Source organism: Pseudomonas sp. P2S-1 (genome assembly GCF_057197725.1).
Genome location: NZ_CM170068.1, coordinates 401,213 through 416,558, shown reverse-complemented (window position 1 = coordinate 416,558; position 15,346 = coordinate 401,213). Strand labels below are relative to the sequence as shown.

Annotated in this window: 14 protein-coding genes; 8 read left to right on the top strand and 6 right to left on the bottom strand. The window is 64.9% G+C overall.

Annotated elements, in window-relative coordinates; genetic code table 11:
• The first annotated feature begins 9 nt into the window (after positions 1-9).
• The 4 genes from AC2CQI_RS02025 to AC2CQI_RS02010 are packed head-to-tail and all read left to right on the top strand — an operon-like array spanning position 10 to position 3,853.
• Complete coding sequence (locus tag AC2CQI_RS02025) at positions 10-1,050, top strand: phenylacetaldoxime dehydratase family protein (RefSeq protein WP_484578971.1); 1,041 nt, start codon at positions 10-12, stop codon at positions 1,048-1,050.
• Positions 1,051-1,066: 16 nt separating this feature from the next.
• Entirely contained in the window at positions 1,067-1,672 is a 606-nt protein-coding gene (gene nthA, locus AC2CQI_RS02020; RefSeq protein WP_484578970.1) for a nitrile hydratase subunit alpha, read from the top strand.
• Positions 1,672-2,304: a nitrile hydratase subunit beta gene (nthB, locus tag AC2CQI_RS02015; RefSeq protein WP_484578969.1), complete on the top strand. Its 633-nt coding sequence runs from the start codon at positions 1,672-1,674 to the stop codon at positions 2,302-2,304. Before nthA ends, nthB begins: the two co-directional genes overlap by 1 nt.
• 31 nt (positions 2,305-2,335) lie before the next feature.
• On the top strand, positions 2,336-3,853 hold the full coding sequence (locus AC2CQI_RS02010) for an amidase (protein ID WP_484578968.1): 1,518 nt from the start codon (positions 2,336-2,338) through the stop codon (positions 3,851-3,853).
• Between the two features lie 192 nt (positions 3,854-4,045).
• Here AC2CQI_RS02010 and AC2CQI_RS02005 read toward each other — a convergent pair whose 3' ends face one another.
• On the bottom strand, positions 4,046-4,441 hold the full coding sequence (locus AC2CQI_RS02005; protein WP_484578967.1) for a hypothetical protein: 396 nt from the start codon (positions 4,439-4,441) through the stop codon (positions 4,046-4,048).
• A gap of 64 nt (positions 4,442-4,505) precedes the next feature.
• Positions 4,506-4,814: an ABA4-like family protein gene (locus AC2CQI_RS02000; RefSeq protein WP_484578966.1), complete on the bottom strand. Its 309-nt coding sequence runs from the start codon at positions 4,812-4,814 to the stop codon at positions 4,506-4,508.
• Between the two features lie 109 nt (positions 4,815-4,923).
• On the opposite strand from AC2CQI_RS02000, the gene AC2CQI_RS01995 reads away from it, so the two are divergent.
• The 3 genes from AC2CQI_RS01995 (at position 4,924) to AC2CQI_RS01985 (ending at position 6,394) form a co-directional block, all read left to right on the top strand.
• Positions 4,924-5,733 (top strand): helix-turn-helix domain-containing protein, encoded by an 810-nt coding sequence (locus AC2CQI_RS01995; RefSeq protein ID WP_484580570.1) that lies wholly within the window; start codon positions 4,924-4,926, stop codon positions 5,731-5,733.
• Between the two features lie 118 nt (positions 5,734-5,851).
• The gene (locus AC2CQI_RS01990; protein ID WP_075805412.1) at positions 5,852-6,148 is read left to right on the top strand and encodes a DUF6555 family protein; all 297 of its coding nucleotides are present in this window, start codon (positions 5,852-5,854) and stop codon (positions 6,146-6,148) included.
• A gap of 18 nt (positions 6,149-6,166) precedes the next feature.
• Positions 6,167-6,394: a hypothetical protein gene (locus tag AC2CQI_RS01985; protein WP_075805607.1), complete on the top strand. Its 228-nt coding sequence runs from the start codon at positions 6,167-6,169 to the stop codon at positions 6,392-6,394.
• A gap of 56 nt (positions 6,395-6,450) precedes the next feature.
• Here AC2CQI_RS01985 and AC2CQI_RS01980 read toward each other — a convergent pair whose 3' ends face one another.
• Both AC2CQI_RS01980 and AC2CQI_RS01975 read right to left on the bottom strand, forming a co-directional pair.
• Positions 6,451-6,756: a hypothetical protein gene (locus AC2CQI_RS01980; RefSeq protein WP_075805411.1), complete on the bottom strand. Its 306-nt coding sequence runs from the start codon at positions 6,754-6,756 to the stop codon at positions 6,451-6,453.
• A 462-nt stretch (positions 6,757-7,218) separates the two neighbouring features.
• Positions 7,219-8,937 (bottom strand): SulP family inorganic anion transporter, encoded by a 1,719-nt coding sequence (locus AC2CQI_RS01975; RefSeq protein WP_484578965.1) that lies wholly within the window; start codon positions 8,935-8,937, stop codon positions 7,219-7,221.
• 369 nt (positions 8,938-9,306) lie between these two features.
• Between AC2CQI_RS01975 and AC2CQI_RS01970 the strand changes: the two genes are divergently transcribed.
• Entirely contained in the window at positions 9,307-11,361 is a 2,055-nt protein-coding gene (locus AC2CQI_RS01970) for an ATP-binding protein (RefSeq protein ID WP_484580569.1), read from the top strand.
• Positions 11,362-11,463: 102 nt separating this feature from the next.
• Here AC2CQI_RS01970 and yfcF read toward each other — a convergent pair whose 3' ends face one another.
• Complete coding sequence (yfcF, locus tag AC2CQI_RS01965) at positions 11,464-12,090, bottom strand: glutathione transferase (protein ID WP_484578964.1); 627 nt, start codon at positions 12,088-12,090, stop codon at positions 11,464-11,466.
• Between the two features lie 191 nt (positions 12,091-12,281).
• Positions 12,282-15,266, bottom strand: coding sequence for an autotransporter outer membrane beta-barrel domain-containing protein (locus tag AC2CQI_RS01960; RefSeq protein WP_484578963.1), 2,985 nt, complete (start codon positions 15,264-15,266; stop codon positions 12,282-12,284).
• Between the last annotated feature and the right edge of the window lie 80 nt (positions 15,267-15,346).

Sequence of the window (15,346 nt, the reverse complement as noted above, 5' to 3'; positions counted from 1 at the left end):
GAGGCTCCCATGGAATCGGCAATCGACAAGCACCTGCTGTGCCCGCGCCTGCGCGCGCGACGCATCGAAGACGACTACACCCCGCCCTTCCCCGCCTGGGTCGGCCGGGCAGACCCGGCGATCACCCGCTACGTGATGGCCTACCTGGGCGTGCAGAGCAAGGGCGAAAGCCAGCTCGGCGCCGCCTGCGCAGCCCTGCGCCAGATCGTCCAGAGCCTGGAGCACGGCGGCGGCCCGCGTTACCACGACATGGCCCATTACCAGGATGCCAGCGGCTACGACAACCTGTTCGTCATCGCCTACTGGGACAACCCCGCCACCTTCGCCCGCTGGCAGCGCGACGAGACCGTCGAGGCCTGGTGGTCGGGCAAGGAGACCGGGCATCAGGGCCTGGGCTTCTTCCGCGAAATCATCAGCCCCGGCGTCGAGCGCTTCGAAACCCTCTACGCCATGCCCGAAGGCATGGAAGGCGTCGGCCTGGCGATGGGCGAGCGCAGCGGCGAGATACAGGAGCACGGCTATTGGGGTTCGATGCGTGACCGGGTTCCGCTGTCGCAGACCGATGGCATGGCCGCGTCCGGTGAACTCAAGGCCGAGCGCAGCACGCAGCGGGTCCGGGTCAGCGGCCATGAAAACCTGGTGGTGATCCGCTCCGGCCAGGACTGGAGCGAAACCGAGGGCCAGGAACGCCAGCTCTACCTCGGTGAAATGGAACCGGTGCTGCGCGCCGGCATGGACTTCCTGCGCGACCAGGGCCTGCCGGTGGGCTGCTACAGCAACCGCTACGTGCAGCATATCGACGCCCATGGCCAGCCCATGGAGAAGCGTTTCTCGGTCAGCCACTGGCGCTCGATGTCCGCGCTGGAGCGCTGGTCCGAGTCGCACCCGACCCATATCGAGATCTTCGGCACCTTCATGCGCATGGTCCAGACCCTGGGCGGCCAACTGAAGTGGAAGGGCTATCACGAGGTCAGCGTGCTGCGCGCCCAGGACCAGCACTACGACTACATCAACTGCCATCCCGGCACCGGCCTGATGGCCGGCGTCTGAGCACGAGGAGAACGACATGGACCACAAGCATGCCCCGGCGGGCTCCGCCGCCGAACGCGCCTTCGCCCTCAAGCACGCCCTGGCCGAAAAAGGGGTGATCCCGGACGGCTATATCGAACACTTCACCGAGGTCATGGAAACCGACTTCGACCCGGCCAATGGCGCCCGCGTGGTGGCCCGGGCCTGGGTCGACCCGGCCTACCGCGAACTGCTGCTGCGCGACGGCACCGCCGCCTGCGAGCAGTTCGGCTACACCGGCGTGCAGGGCGAATACATCGTCGCCCTGGAAAACACCCCGACCCTGCAGAACGTCATCGTCTGCACCCTGTGCTCGTGCACCGCCTGGCCGGTGCTCGGCCTGCCACCCGATTGGTACAAGAGCTTCGAATACCGCGCCCGGGTGGTGCGCGAGGCCCGCACGGTGCTGCGGGAAATGGGTCTCGACCTGCCCGAGGACGTGGCGATCCGGGTCTGGGACACCACCGCCGAAACCCGCTACATGGTCCTGCCGGTGCGCCCCGAGGGCACCGAAGGCTGGAGCGAAGAAGCCCTTGTCGCGCTGGTGACCAAGGACGTGCTGATCGGCATCGCCCGCCCCGAAGTCAGCGGAGGGCGCGCGTGATGGACGGCATTCATGATCTTGGCGGCCTGCAAGGTTTCGGGCCGGTCGCGCACACGGCCAACTCCCTGAGCTACAAGCCGGTGTTCCACGAAGACTGGGAACACCTGGGCTACAGCCTGCTGTTTCTCGGTGCGGGGGAACTGGGCCTGTTCAATGTCGACGAACTGCGCCATGCGATCGAACGCATGGAGCCCCGGCAGTACCTGACCTCCAGCTACTACGACCGGATCGTGGTGGGCACTGCCTCGCTGTTCGTCGAAAAAGGCCTGCTGAGCCAGGAGCGCCTGGCGCAACTGGCCGGTGGCAGCTATCCCCTCGCCTTGCCGATCGGTCCGGGGCGGGCAGCGAACCCGCCGCGCAAACCGTTCGAGGTCGGTGAGCAGGTGCAAGTGCGCGACGAATTCGTCGACGGGCATATCCGTATGCCGGGGTACGTGCGCGGCAAGCGCGGCGTAGTGCTGCACCGCACCACCCATGCCTGGCCCTTCCCCGATGCGGTCGGGCATGGCCTGGACAGCGCGCCGGAGCCGACCTACCACGTTCAGTTCACTACCCAGGAGTTGTGGGGCGATGCCGCCGACGCCGGTACGGTAGTGGTCGATCTCTTCGGCGGCTACCTGCTCCCGGCCTGACCAACAGCCACTTTCCCGAGGACACTTCAAGATGACCCTACGCAGACCCGACTTCAACGAACTGGGCCAGATCGCCGAGAGCCTCGGCCTGACCTTGAGCGCTGCACAACTGGATGCCTGCCAGAGCGCGTTGCAGGCCAACTTCGATGCCTATGACCTGCTCGACGAACTGCCCGACTTCCTCCCCGAGGTGCGTTATCCCCGTGGCCCGGTACACAGGCCGGAAGCCGCTGAAAATGCCCTCGGTGCCTGGCAATGCAAGTCGCTGATCCAGGGCGCCGCGAACGGCCCGCTGGCGGGCAAGCGGGTGGTGATCAAGGACAACATCGCCGTCGCCGGGCTACCGATGTTCAACGGCAGCGTCACCCTCGACGGTTATGTCCCGGAGGTGGACGCCACGGTGGTCAGCCGCCTGCTCGATGCCGGCGCGACCATCACCGGCAAGTCCGTCTGCGAAGCGCTGTGCTTCTCTGGTGGCTCGCATACCTCGGCCAGCGGGCCGGTGCACAACCCCCGGCGGCATGGCTATTCCGCCGGCGGCTCTTCGTCCGGATCGGCGGCGCTGGTGGCGGCCGGCGAAGTGGAAATGGCCCTGGGCAGCGACCAGGGCGGCTCGGTGCGCATTCCTTCGGCGTACTGCGGCGTGTACGGGATGAAACCGACCCATGGCCTGGTGCCCTACACCGGAGCGATGCCGATCGAAGCGACCCTCGACCACCTCGGCCCGATCACCGCCAACGTGCGTGACAATGCGCTGCTGCTCGAAGTCTTGGCCGGCCCGGACGGGCTGGACCCGAGGCAAGTTGCGGTGCCTTCGGAGCGGCGTTATCTGCAAGACCTGGAGCAGGGTGTCGCGGGCATGCGCATCGGCGTTCTGCGCGAGGGTTTCGGGCAGGCCAATTCCGAGGCTGAGGTGGATGACGCAGTACGTGCGGCGGCCGAGGTGTTCCGTGAGTTGGGAGCTACGGTTGCGGACGTGTCGTTGCCGATGCATGGCCTGGGTCCTGCCATCTGGCTGGCGATCGCCGCCGAGGGTGCTACCGGGCAGATGATGAAGGGCGACAGCCATGGCCTCAACTGGCGCGGGCTGTACCTCACCGGGATGATGGAGCACCACGCGCGCTGGCGCGAACGCGCCGACCAATTGCCGGACACGGTCAAGGTCACCCTGCTGCTGGGCGAGTACGTCAACCGCAACTACGGCGGCCGCTACTACGGCAAGGCGCAGAACCTCGCCCGGCAACTGCGCCTGGCCTATGACGGGCTGTTCGAGGACTACGACCTGCTGCTGATGCCGACCCTGCCACTGCGTGCGACGCCCCTGCCGGCTGCCGATGCGCCCATGCCGGAGGTGCTCGACCGGGCCTTCGAGATGCTGGGCAACACCTGCGGCTTCGACGCCACCGGGCATCCGGCGATGTCGATTCCCTGTGCTTGTCGGGGTGGGTTGCCGGTGGGGATGCAGTTGGTGGGCCGGTATTTTGCCGAGGGGCAGATTTATCGGGCGGCGTATGCGTTTGAGCGGGCTGCGGAGTGGGAGAGGCGTTAACTGTCGTACTCGCGACGGTGGTGAGTCCTCCATCGCAATCGCTGGCAAGCCAGCTCCCACAAGGTCCTGAGTCGATCATCAGATCCGGGCACGACGCGGTCACTGTGGGAGCTGGCTTGCCAGCGATTGCGGTGGTGCGGCCACTATTGCAATCACGGGTGCCCCCCCACAGAGTCCGTGTCGACATATCGATCACTTCACCCCGAACTCGATGCTGTACTCGACCTTCTCCCCCCGCCGCGCCGAGGCCCGCATCTGGTACACCTCGATCCGGTACTCCCCCGAGTCCGGCAACACCGCACTCCAGTCACTGCCGACACTCCCGCCACCCAGGGCCGTCGACGCCCCGGGCGCGAAGACATTGAAGTTGGCATTGCGACTGCCCTGGATCCGCACCGTCATGCTCTGCCCGGCCTTGGCGCCGAGGGTGTAACGGACGCTGTCATAACCACTGAAGCGCCCCTTGAGTTCCGCACTCGACGCCCCCTTGGCGAAGTGCACCGGCACCTGGGTCACGGTGTCCTTGGCCTGCACCGAACCATTGACACCGCACGCAAGGAAGAGGGAGAACAGAAGTGCTGATTTCATGCTGAAAACTCCAATAAGGCCAATGCCGCTCACAGCGTAGAAGCCTGTCCACACCACCGCCAGGCTAACCCTCCCGACGCAACCCCCGCACTGCGATATACAACAACGGCCCCAACGACACGAACACCGCCGTCAGCACCAGCCAGGGCACGGCACTCCACCGGCGGCCGCCGCGCAAGCGCACGTCCCTGACCATCCACGCCCCGGCCAGCCCCGCCATCAGGTACAGATCGATCACCACCTGCGCAGTATCCGGCCGCGACAGCAGCTGCATGCCGAACGCCAGCAACGATTGCTCGGCGATCGCCATGGTCCAGGTGGTGTACAGCGCAAGCACGATGAACAGGGCGAACGCCCCGATACGAACAGCCATCTCCAGCCCTCCTGATTGGGAATGCCGTCAATGTAGTGATAGGGTGAGCCGTCCCTCAATGACCTCCCAGGTCATGGACGCCCCGCACAAGGACCGTCACAGTCGCGCCATGAGCCCACGCCCTTTTCATACCCTTAACCCGGCCACCCATGCCGGCCAGCATCTGCGCCAGTTGCGCCGGCAAGCCGGGCTGAGCCAGCTCGGCCTGTCCCTGGCCTGCGGCATTTCCCAGCGCCACCTCAGTTGCATCGAGACCGGCCGCGCCAAGGCCGGACCCGGTACCCTGCATGCCCTGCTGTCGGCGCTGGATGTACCGCTGGAGCAGTGCAACGAGGTGTTTCTCGCTGCCGGCTACGCGCCGCGATACCAGGCCTCGGCTCTGGATACTCCGGCGCTGGAGATGATCCACCGCGCCATCGAGCACCTGCTCCACGCCCAGGATCCGGCCCCGGCGATAGCCCTGGATAGTGACTGGAACATCATCGCGACCAACGCCGGCGCCCTGCGCCTGGTGGCCATGGCCGGAGAGCCGGTGACCGGCACGCAAGGCCTCAACCTGCTGGAGACGCTGCTACGTCCCGGTGGCCTCGGCGACCATCTGGTCAATGCCGCACAGATCCGTGCGCTCACCTGGCAGCGGGCGAACCGCGAAGCCCTGGGCAATCCCGGCCTCGCCCGGCGCCTGCAGGATCTGCCGACACCCGAAGCCCTGCCGCAGGACGACGAGCCTTCGCCATTGATCCTGACCCGCGTGCGCACGGCGGATGGCGAGCTGACATTCCTTTCCACCTTCACCACCTTCGGCATGCCCCTGGACATCAGCGTGGCGTCGCTGCGCATTGAACACCTGATCCCGGCGGACGAGCAGACCTGGGCAGCAATGCGCAGCCAAGTTGCCTTGCCAACCGTCTCATGTTGATCCACGTCAATATGTAAAGAATGTAAATAAACTACGACATTTTCCATTCATTCAATTGAATTGAATTTTTCCGAGCGGCCACTCTCCATTCATCCGGTATCTGATGAAGGAGATCGCCATGAAGGGACCACAACTCTATGTAATCGACTATGAACTGCGCGGCGAACATCGCACTTTCATCATCAGGCTGGAACGCATGGATAACGCCGAGGCCTGGCATTGGGCAAGTTGCGATGCAGGAATAGGCATCATTCCACGCTTCGGCCAGCAGAAGGTCAAGAAAGTCAGCAAGCCGATGGCGGAGCGCTACGGCCTCGAAAACGTGCGCTGGCGACTGGCGGGCGACGGACCGGCCTTCCAGCCGCCACCCGCGGATCCGAAGCAGTCTTCCGATGCCAGCCAGATAGCGGATTGAAACGAGAGGGTGGAAACCATGAGGTTCCAGATCGAATATTCACTCAAGGGTGTACAGCGGACCTGGTGCTGCGAGACGCCGAGGAATGCCCTGTCGTTGGACGATGCGGTGGTGGCCCTGCTGCGCCTGCATCTACCGTTCAACCAGGTGATCACTCCGCGTAGCCTCGGCCAGTTATCGAAGGAGAAGCACCTGCGGGCGGTACAGGAACTGGGGATATCCGATATCCGCATCATAGGCCCTTGAAATCATGGCGTATTGAGCGCTGCAAGGAGAGTCCTGCGGCAGGCCAGGCTCTCCACTCACCCTTTCATTCCGACATTCACACCCCTGCCGTCGCGGACCAGCCGCGATGCCTGGCGCCTGGCTTGCACGACGCCCAGGGCCAGGGCCTTGGACATGGATTCTCCAGGCCGTGAATCGAAAGCCTCCTCGTGCAGGGCCCGACCATCGTCAGCGTAGAGGCCAATGAACAACTGTGTGCTGCCAGTCCGCGATAGCCTGACCTGCACATCGATACTGCTGCCATCGGCGAGTATTTCATCGTAGGAGCGGTGGTGCAGGCTGGCGTCTGCCCATGACCAGAATACTTCTCCGCGAATTCTCATCGCTGCTCTCCGGAAACGTTTAGTCAGACGACACCTTAGTCCCTCTTCCTGTCAGCCTGGAAAGTTATCGCGCAAATATTCTCCGATTCTGACCGGTGGAAATAAAGTTATACCCGAGCGCACGATCTGTACAACTTTACGGAGAAAGCTATACACCTATTACAACCCTCAACTATTGGAAGTGAATAGCAACCAAACAAAACACACGCGAGCGCAGACACTGTCCGGACTGTAGAACCAGGCGTCCATCAACTAACCTCCGCACACTCGCCAACCACACCGACTCATTGATCGCGTTCATCGTCGCACTCCTCGCTCTGTGCGGTGAAGTCCGCTCGCCAGGCGCGGGTTCAACTGCATGACGCCGAGTGTCGCTCGCGGTTTTCCTGGAACCAATCCAGGCACCGGTGCGTCAACCGCAAAATTGAAGGCAAGATCGCGGTGGTCCCGCAGCTAGAGTGATCAAGGCGTCCAGTCGACCTGGTGTTCCTCCAGATACACATCCACCGCCGCCCCCACCGTCGGCTGGAACACTTCCCGGCCAATCCGCGCCAGCACCTCCAGGCGCTCCAGCTTGTCCTTCACCGGGTCCTTCACCTCGGCGAAGCGCAGTTCGACCCCCTGCCCACGCAGGATCTGCTCCAGCTCGACCAACATGTCCGCCGAGGTCACGTCCACGCTGGTCACCGGCTCCGCCGCAATCACGATCCGCCGCACCTTGTCCGGCGCCTGTGCCACCGCCTGCAGCACGCAGTTCTGGAACAGCTCGGCATTGGCGAAGAACAGCGGTGCATCCCAGCGGAACAGCACCAGCCCCGGCACCCGGCGGGCATCGGGATAGCGGCTGATATCGTGATAACCGCGAATCCCCGCCACCCGCCCGAGCACCGCGTAATGCGGGCGCCAGCCATCCCAGAGAAATTCGATCACCGCAATCACCACCGCCAGCCCGATCCCCGGCACCGCCCCGAGCACCACCACGCCGACGAAGCAGGTCATCGACAACCAGAACTCCCACTGCTGGATGCGGTAGATGCGCCGCAGGTCCTTGAACTCGAACAGGCCGATGGCCGCGGCGATAACCACGGCGGCCAGGGCGCTGCTGGGCAGGTGCCGGAGCAGATCGGGACCGAACAGCAGCAACAGTGCCACCCCCAGCGCACCGAACACCCCGGCCAACTGGGTCCGGGCGCCCGCCGCCTCGGCCACCGGGGTGCGCGACGAACTGCTGCTGACCGGAATGCCCTGGAACAGCCCGGTAGCGAGGTTGGCCATGCCCAGGCCGATCATTTCCTGGTTGGCATCCACCGGGGTCCGGGTTTTCGCCGCATAGGTCCGCGACAGCACGCTGGTATCGGCGAACGACACCAAGGCCACGGCAAAACCGCCGACCAGCACGGCCTGGATGTCGACGGCATCGATCAGCGGAAAGACGAAAGCCGGCAAGCCCTGGGGCAACGAACCGGTGACCTTGACCCCATGCCCGGCCTCCAGGTCGAACAGCCACGCAGCGAGCGTGGCAAGCACCACCGCGATCAGGATCCCCGGCACCCGCTCGAAGCGTTTGAGCAACAGGATGATCGCCAGGCTGCCGGCGCCGATGGCCAGGGCATAGCCGTTGGCCTTGCCCTCGAACAGGGCCTGGAACAGGTGCCAGATGTCCTGCCCCGGGCCTTCGCTGTCGAGGCTGATACCGAACAGCTTCGGCGTCTGGCTGATCAGCACGGTCAGGGCGATGCCGTTCATGTAGCCGTAGCGGATCGGCTTGGACAGCAACTCGGTGATAAAACCCAGGCGCAGCACCCCGGCGCCCAGGCAGACCAGCCCGGAGACCAGAGCCATGGCGCTGGCCAGGGTGATTGCCTTGAGCGGATCGCCTGCTGACAAAGGCAGCACCACGGCCAGGATGATCGCCACCAGCGCCGAGTCCGGACCGAGCACCAGGATCCGGCTGGGACCGAACAGCGCATAGGCCAGCAGCGGCACGATGGTCGCGTACAGACCGTAGATGCCCGGCACCCCGGAGGCCTGGGCATAGGCGATACCCACCGGCACCAGCATGGCGGTCAGGACCAGGCCGGCCAACAGGTCCCTGGGCAACCAGACCGGCACATAGCCCCGCAACAACTGCAAGCCTGGCAGCCAGCGACGCCAGTCACGGGGAGGGAACGAATTCGACATGGACACTTCCTTGGCAATGGGCCTGACGCCTGTGAATCTAGCAAGGATCGCCGTCTGCGCGAGCGGTCGCGGTCAATGCTCAGTGCACTGAGCAATATTCATTTGCCAGTACGCCTGTGCTAGAACATCCGTGCAGCCGGCAGGCTAAGGTTTCTCCAGGTCGAGGCGGAACGTATCGACAGGCCCGCCACTCCAAACCGGCTGCCCCTGGCAACAACGAACGAAAAGAACCTGCGGTGGAACAGCATGAAGCACCTGACCCGTGAAGCGCTGGAGGCGGAAGTCCTGCGTTTGCGCCTGACCCTGGAGATGGCGGGCCTCGACCCCGAGCCGCCGTCAGCCCATTACCAGCCTCTTGAAACCACCGCCATGCACAGCGCCAGGGTCGCCCTGCGCAAGAGCGAAGAGCGTTTCCGCACCATCCTCGAAACCGTCGAATCGGCCTTTGCCATCGTCAAGGTCAAGTTCGATGCCACCGACCGTCCCATCGACTACCAGTTCGTCGAAGCCAACCCGGCCTTCGAGCGCCAGGCGGGGGTCGACCTGCGCGGCAAGTGGGTCACCGAGTTCGCTCCGGACCTGGAGGACTTCTGGTTCCAGACCTATGGCCACGTCGCGAAAACCGGCGAGCCGGCGACTTTCGAGAACTATGCCGAGGCGTTCAAGCGCTGGTTCGATGTGCGCGCGGTGAAGATCGGCGAGCCGGACGAGCGCCTGATCGCGATCATCTTCAGCGACGTCACCGAACGTCGCAATGCCGAGGAACGCCTGCGCCTGAGCGAGGCCGTGGCCCGACAGAACATCGAAAGGGTCCAGTTGGCCCTGGCCGCCGGCGCGATCATCGGGACCTGGCACTGGGACCTGGGCAACGGCCAGTTCACCATCGACGACGCCTTCGCCCGCGCCTGCGGACTGGACCCGGCCTGGGGCACCGAGGGCCTGACCCTGGAGCAGGTGCTGCAGTCGGTGCACCCGGACGACCGCAACGGCCTGACCGAGGCCATCGGCGCGGTGATCGCCAGCGGCAAGCCCTATGCCCATCAATACCGGGTGCGGCGCAGCGATGGCTGCTGGTACTGGATCGAAGCCAATGGCCGGGTCGATCGTGACGAAGGCGGCACTCCCACCAGCCTGCCGGGGGTGGTGATCGACGTCGAGGAACGGCGCTCGGTCGAAGCCGAGCGCGACCGCGCCATCGCGGCCTTGCGCAGCCTCAATGAAACCCTGGAGCAGCGGGTCGCCGCCCGGACCCTGGAACTGATGCAGGCGGAAGAAAAGCTGCGCCAGTCGCAGAAGATGGAAGCGGTCGGCCAGCTCACCGGCGGCATCGCCCATGACTTCAACAACCTGCTGGCCGGGGTGTCCGGCGCCCTGGAAATGATGGCCGCGCGCATCGCCCAGGGCCGTATCCAGGAGCTGGACAAATACCTGGAGACCGCACAGGGTGCGGTCAAGCGCGCCGCCGCCCTGACCCATCGCCTGCTCGCCTTTTCCCGGCGCCAGACCCTCGACCCGCGGCCCACGGACGTCAACCGCCTGATGCAGGGCATGGGCGAGCTGATCCAGCGCACCGTGGGCCCCGGCATCGCCGTCGACACTCTGGCCGCCCCCGGGTTATGGCCAACCCTGGTGGATGCCAGCCAACTGGAAAACGCCTTGCTCAACCTGTGCATCAATGCCCGCGATGCCATGCCCGATGGCGGGCGTATCCGCATCGAAACCGCCAATATCAGCCTGGATGCCGACGGCGCCCGGGCCCAGGAGATCAGCGAAGGCGAGTATGTACTGCTAACGGTGGCCGACAGCGGCATCGGCATGACCCCGGACATCCTCGCCAAGGCCTTCGATCCTTTCTTCACCACCAAGCCGATCGGCCAGGGCACCGGGCTGGGCTTGTCGATGATCTACGGCTTCGCCAAGCAGTCCGGTGGCCAGGTGCGCATCAGCTCGGAATCGAGCGGCGGCACCACGGTGCAGATCCTGCTGCCGCGTTATCACGGCGCGCTCGATGAGGACAGCCGCGCCGACGACGCCAGCGCCGTGATACCCAGCGAGTCAGGGGAAACCATTCTGATCGTCGACGACGAGCCCAGCGTGCGCATGCTGCTGATGGATGCGCTCGGCGACCTCGACTACAGCCTGATCGAGGCCGGCGACAGCCTGTCGGGGCTCAAGGTGTTGCGCTCGGACGTGCATATCGACCTGCTGATTACCGATGTCGGTCTGCCCGGCGGCATGAATGGCCGGCAGATGGCCGATGCCGGGCGGGTGGTCAGGCCGGACCTGAAGGTGCTGTTCATTACCGGCTATGCCGAGACCGCCGCGATCGGCGAAGGGCAACTGGAGCCGGGGATGCAGGTGCTGACCAAGCCGTTCGCCCTGGAGGCACTGGCGGAGCGGGTGCGGGAGATGATCAGGTCTTGAGGGCCTCATCGCCGGGAACGCCGGCTCCCACAAAGTCCGCGTACACCGCTAACCCTGTGGGAGCTGGCGTTGCCAGCGATGAGGCCAGTAGCAGCAGCGCAGTTACAAGGCCGGCCGCACCTTCTCGACCCACTCCCGCACCGAAGCCCGCTGCCACTGCCGCGCCGCGTAGTCCTGCAAGCGCTGCGGCACCTTGTCACCATTGAGGACCAGTCGATTGAGCATCACCGCCAGTTCCACATCGGCAATCGACCACTCTCCGCACAAATACTGCGCTCCTTCCGGCAACAACGTCTGCACCGCTGCGATCAGCTTGGCGGCGGCCACCCGCCCCGCCGCCGACAGCGGGCCGTTCTTCACGCCATAGAACACCACCACGGTGGAGCGCTCCTCACGGATCGGCATCAGGTCGCTGCGTACCCAGGCCTGGACCTGCCGGGCACGGGCCCGTTGGGCCGGGTCGCGGGGATAGACCGGATGCTGCGGATACAGGTCTTCCAGATATTCGGTAATGGCCGAGGACTCGGACAGGGCGAAACCCTCGTGGATCAGGGTCGGTACCCGTTGAGTAAGAGAGAGGCGGCTGTAGTCGCCAGACTGGTTCTGCCCCTGGTCGAGATCGACCAGCACGGTTTCGAACTCCAGGCCCTTTTCCCGCAGGGTCACGTAGACCGACATGGCGTAGGGGCTGGCATAGCGGGCATCGACGAACAGGCGGAACTGACTCATGGCGCGATCTCCTTGGTTGAGGCGATCACGCTATGAGGTTTTCAGGGGGAAATACAATTCAAGGTTTTCATGGGCGTATTCCACGGGGGAATAGGATGTCGCCTGGACGATCATCGCTGGCAAGCCAGCTCCCACAGGGTCTGTGTGGGAGCTGGCTTGCCAGCGATGAGGCCCTCAGCAGCAACTCAGGATCAGAACTTCATCTGCCACTGTCCCACGAGTGCATGGTTACGGCTGTTGCTGCCCAGTTCGCCGTTGTAGCCAAGCCCCACCGACTGGGTCGCACTCACCCCCAGTTCCAGCCCCGCCTCGACCACCAGGCTGTCGCGGTCCAGCGCGCTGCCCTCGACACTGAAGGCATCGCCCCCGGCAATGAACGCCTGGCGGGTGCGGGTATCGACATCGCCATACACATGGCGCCAGCCCAGGCTCGCCCGCGGGGTCAGGCTCATGCCGTTGTCGAGCATGCCAAGGTGGGCCAGGCGCACGCCGAAGGTGCTGCTGACGTTGTCCTGGGTATCGCTGTCCACCGCCAGGGCCGCGTCACCACCCTTCTCGCGGTAACCATCGCGGTGATAACGCTGGTAGCCCAGGTTGGCGAACGGCTCGGCACTCAGGCGGCCGCTGCCCATGGCATAACCCAGCTCGGCAAAGGCCTGCTGGCTGTCGGCGTCGTAGTCGCCCTTGAGGCGCTCGTCGAAGCTGCCGAAGCTCGCGTCGCGCTTGCTGTCGCCCTTGTGCGCGCTGTAGGCAGCGCCCAGGCGCAAGGCCAGCGGGCCGCTCTGGCGCATGGCGTAGACACCGGCGTGCCAGCTGTTGACCTTGCCATCCAGGCCGGTGGCGTCGAGACGGGTGCTCGAATAGCCGCCCAGCACACCGAGACGCCAGTCGCTGCCGGCGGCCCAGTCCAGGCCCAGCACACCACCGCCGGTACGCTGTTCCAGCTCGCTGCCGCCATGGCTGCCATCGACCTTGCCGTAGCTGCCCAGGGCCTGCACCCACAGGCGACTGCGGGCGTTCGGATCGTTGAGGTTGCGTAGGCCCTGGGGCACACCAGTGGCCGCCAGCATCGGGGTGTCCTGCTCATTCATGCCGACCAGCAGACCGGCATTGCTGCCCATGGACTGCATGGCACCGAGCATGGTGCTGCCGACCTGCGCGCTGCCGCTCAAGGTCGCCGCAGCGAGGTTGGCGGTGTTGCTGCCGGAAAGCTGCTCGATGGCGCTGCTGGCCGTACCGGTCGAGGTGTTCAGCAAGGCGCTGTACAAGCGGCTGTTGCTGCCCAGGCTGCCCAGGGAGCGGGCAGCGGCGGCACCGTTGCCGGTCTGGGTGTACTGCTCGAAGGCCACGTCGTTGCGGGTGTAGGTCAGGCCCACCGAGGTGGCGCTGTAGCTCAGGGTCGGGGTGAGGAAGGCGTAGTCGCTGGTGACCTTGCCGAAGGTGCCGTCCACGGCGCCGGCCGTCAGCACGGTGTATTGGCTCTTCCACGGGTATTCCCCCGAGGATGGCGCGACATTCAGGGTGGCGCCGTTCAGATGTGCGGTGCCGGTAACGCTGATCGGCGCGCTGCTGCCATCGGCGTTGACGCCGTAGACCAGGCTCGAACCGCTGCCAAAGCTCAGGTCGCCATTGACCTTGGCCACGCCCAGCCCGGTATTGGTCAACATGCTGCCGTTGACCGTCAGGCCGCCCACCGAACCGCCACCGGCATACACGCCGCCCTGGTCCACGGTCATGGCGCCGAGGATGCTGCCCTGGTTGACCAGGGTCGCGCCGGAGGTGACCGTGCCGCCCTGGCTGAAATCGTTGGTGCTGCTCAGGGTCCAGCTACCGCCGCTGACCACCAGCTTCTCGAAGTTGGCACTGTTGCCGAAGCTGCCGGTGCCATCGAGGGTCAGGGTGTCGATTCCGTCGCCGCCGTCCACCAGGCCCTTGAAGCGGCCCCCGGTGTTGACGATCAGTGTGTCGTTGCCGGCACCCATGCTCAGGGCCAGGCCGTTGCCGCCGCTGATCAGGCCGCTGTTGATCACCGTGTCATCGTACGGGCCGATCAGCTTGATGCCGAAACCGCCGTGGCCTTCGATCAGGCCGGCGTTGGTGATCCGGGTGCTTTCCACGCCCGGGCCTTCGGCACCGTCATCGACCAGGATGCCGTTATCGGTGCTGCGGATGATGCCGGTGCTGGTGTTGACGATGGTCCCGCCGCCCATGGCGATGCCTTCGCTGCCGTTGGGCCGGCCGCCGCTGTCGACACCCTTGGCGCCCAGGCCCTGGATGGTGCCTTCGTTGTAGATATGGCCGACGTTGTCGATATCCACGCCATCGCCGTCGCCGTTGATCTTGCCGTCGGCGATAGCCCCGGTGATCACCCCGCCGGCGTAGTTGAACACCGTGCCGGAGCCATCCGAACCGAAGCCCGAGCCGTTGCGCCCGGTAACGCTGCCGTAGTTGTAGAGGGTCGCGTCGGTCTTCAGGTCGATGCCGTGGCGGTCGGCCGTGACGGTACCGTAGTTGTACACGGTGACCCCGGTGGAGGTGCCGATCTTGATGCCGTCGAACTTCTGGTCCTTGCCGTCCTTGTCCTGGGGCGCGGTGTCGGTGGTGATCAGGCCGCGGTTGATCACCGTGGCATTGGAGCCGGTCTTGATCGCGTCGTTGCCCACCGCATGGATCACCCCGGTGGCTTCGTTGGTAATGGTGGTGGTGAACTTGACGTTGTTCAGGGTTTCCAGGTCGATGGCCTGGCCGTCGCCGATGGACTCGATGGTCCCGGCGTTGGAGATCTTCAGGGTGCCGCCCGCGGTGGGGTTGGTCTGGAAGCGCAGGCCGTCGTTGGCGCCCTGGATCAGCGCCCCGGCGCGGTTGTTGATCACGTAGGCACTGACATCCTCGCCCTCGTCCTTGGTATCGATACCGCGGTCCTTGGTGGAGCGGATCATCCCGGCGTTGTCCACGGTCATCGTGGTGCCGCTGGTGTGCTTGGGCAGGATCACCCCGTCATCCTTGCTCGAAACGATACTGCCCTTGGCGGAAATGGACAGGTTGTCGCCTTTTTTCAACTCCAGCGTGTCGGTGGTGGCGCTGGTGATCGAATAGTCCTTGGCGAACAGGGTTGGAGCGAACGAAGCGCTAGCGAGCGCGACGCAAAGAGCAAGGCGATGCGGGGTGAAAAGCATGGTTGGCGGCCATTGTCGTTATGATAAGGCCGCCTAATATGCTGAGTTGATATTACGGTTTGATTGATTGGATTCGTGAA

What these genes read in the sequence shown, in the direction of transcription:
- AC2CQI_RS02025 (WP_484578971.1), top strand. Translation starts at nt 10, where the DNA reads ATGGAATCGGCAATCGACAAGCACCTGCTGTGCCCGCGCCTGCGCGCG.
- nthA (WP_484578970.1), top strand. Translation starts at nt 1,067, where the DNA reads ATGGACCACAAGCATGCCCCGGCGGGCTCCGCCGCCGAACGCGCCTTC.
- nthB (WP_484578969.1), top strand. Translation starts at nt 1,672, where the DNA reads ATGGACGGCATTCATGATCTTGGCGGCCTGCAAGGTTTCGGGCCGGTC.
- AC2CQI_RS02010 (WP_484578968.1), top strand. Translation starts at nt 2,336, where the DNA reads ATGACCCTACGCAGACCCGACTTCAACGAACTGGGCCAGATCGCCGAG.
- AC2CQI_RS02005 (WP_484578967.1), bottom strand. Translation starts at nt 4,441, where the DNA reads ATGAAATCAGCACTTCTGTTCTCCCTCTTCCTTGCGTGCGGTGTCAAT.
- AC2CQI_RS02000 (WP_484578966.1), bottom strand. Translation starts at nt 4,814, where the DNA reads ATGGCTGTTCGTATCGGGGCGTTCGCCCTGTTCATCGTGCTTGCGCTG.
- AC2CQI_RS01995 (WP_484580570.1), top strand. Translation starts at nt 4,924, where the DNA reads ATGAGCCCACGCCCTTTTCATACCCTTAACCCGGCCACCCATGCCGGC.
- AC2CQI_RS01990 (WP_075805412.1), top strand. Translation starts at nt 5,852, where the DNA reads ATGAAGGGACCACAACTCTATGTAATCGACTATGAACTGCGCGGCGAA.
- AC2CQI_RS01985 (WP_075805607.1), top strand. Translation starts at nt 6,167, where the DNA reads ATGAGGTTCCAGATCGAATATTCACTCAAGGGTGTACAGCGGACCTGG.
- AC2CQI_RS01980 (WP_075805411.1), bottom strand. Translation starts at nt 6,756, where the DNA reads ATGAGAATTCGCGGAGAAGTATTCTGGTCATGGGCAGACGCCAGCCTG.
- AC2CQI_RS01975 (WP_484578965.1), bottom strand. Translation starts at nt 8,937, where the DNA reads ATGTCGAATTCGTTCCCTCCCCGTGACTGGCGTCGCTGGCTGCCAGGC.
- AC2CQI_RS01970 (WP_484580569.1), top strand. Translation starts at nt 9,307, where the DNA reads ATGCACAGCGCCAGGGTCGCCCTGCGCAAGAGCGAAGAGCGTTTCCGC.
- yfcF (WP_484578964.1), bottom strand. Translation starts at nt 12,090, where the DNA reads ATGAGTCAGTTCCGCCTGTTCGTCGATGCCCGCTATGCCAGCCCCTAC.
- AC2CQI_RS01960 (WP_484578963.1), bottom strand. Translation starts at nt 15,266, where the DNA reads ATGCTTTTCACCCCGCATCGCCTTGCTCTTTGCGTCGCGCTCGCTAGC.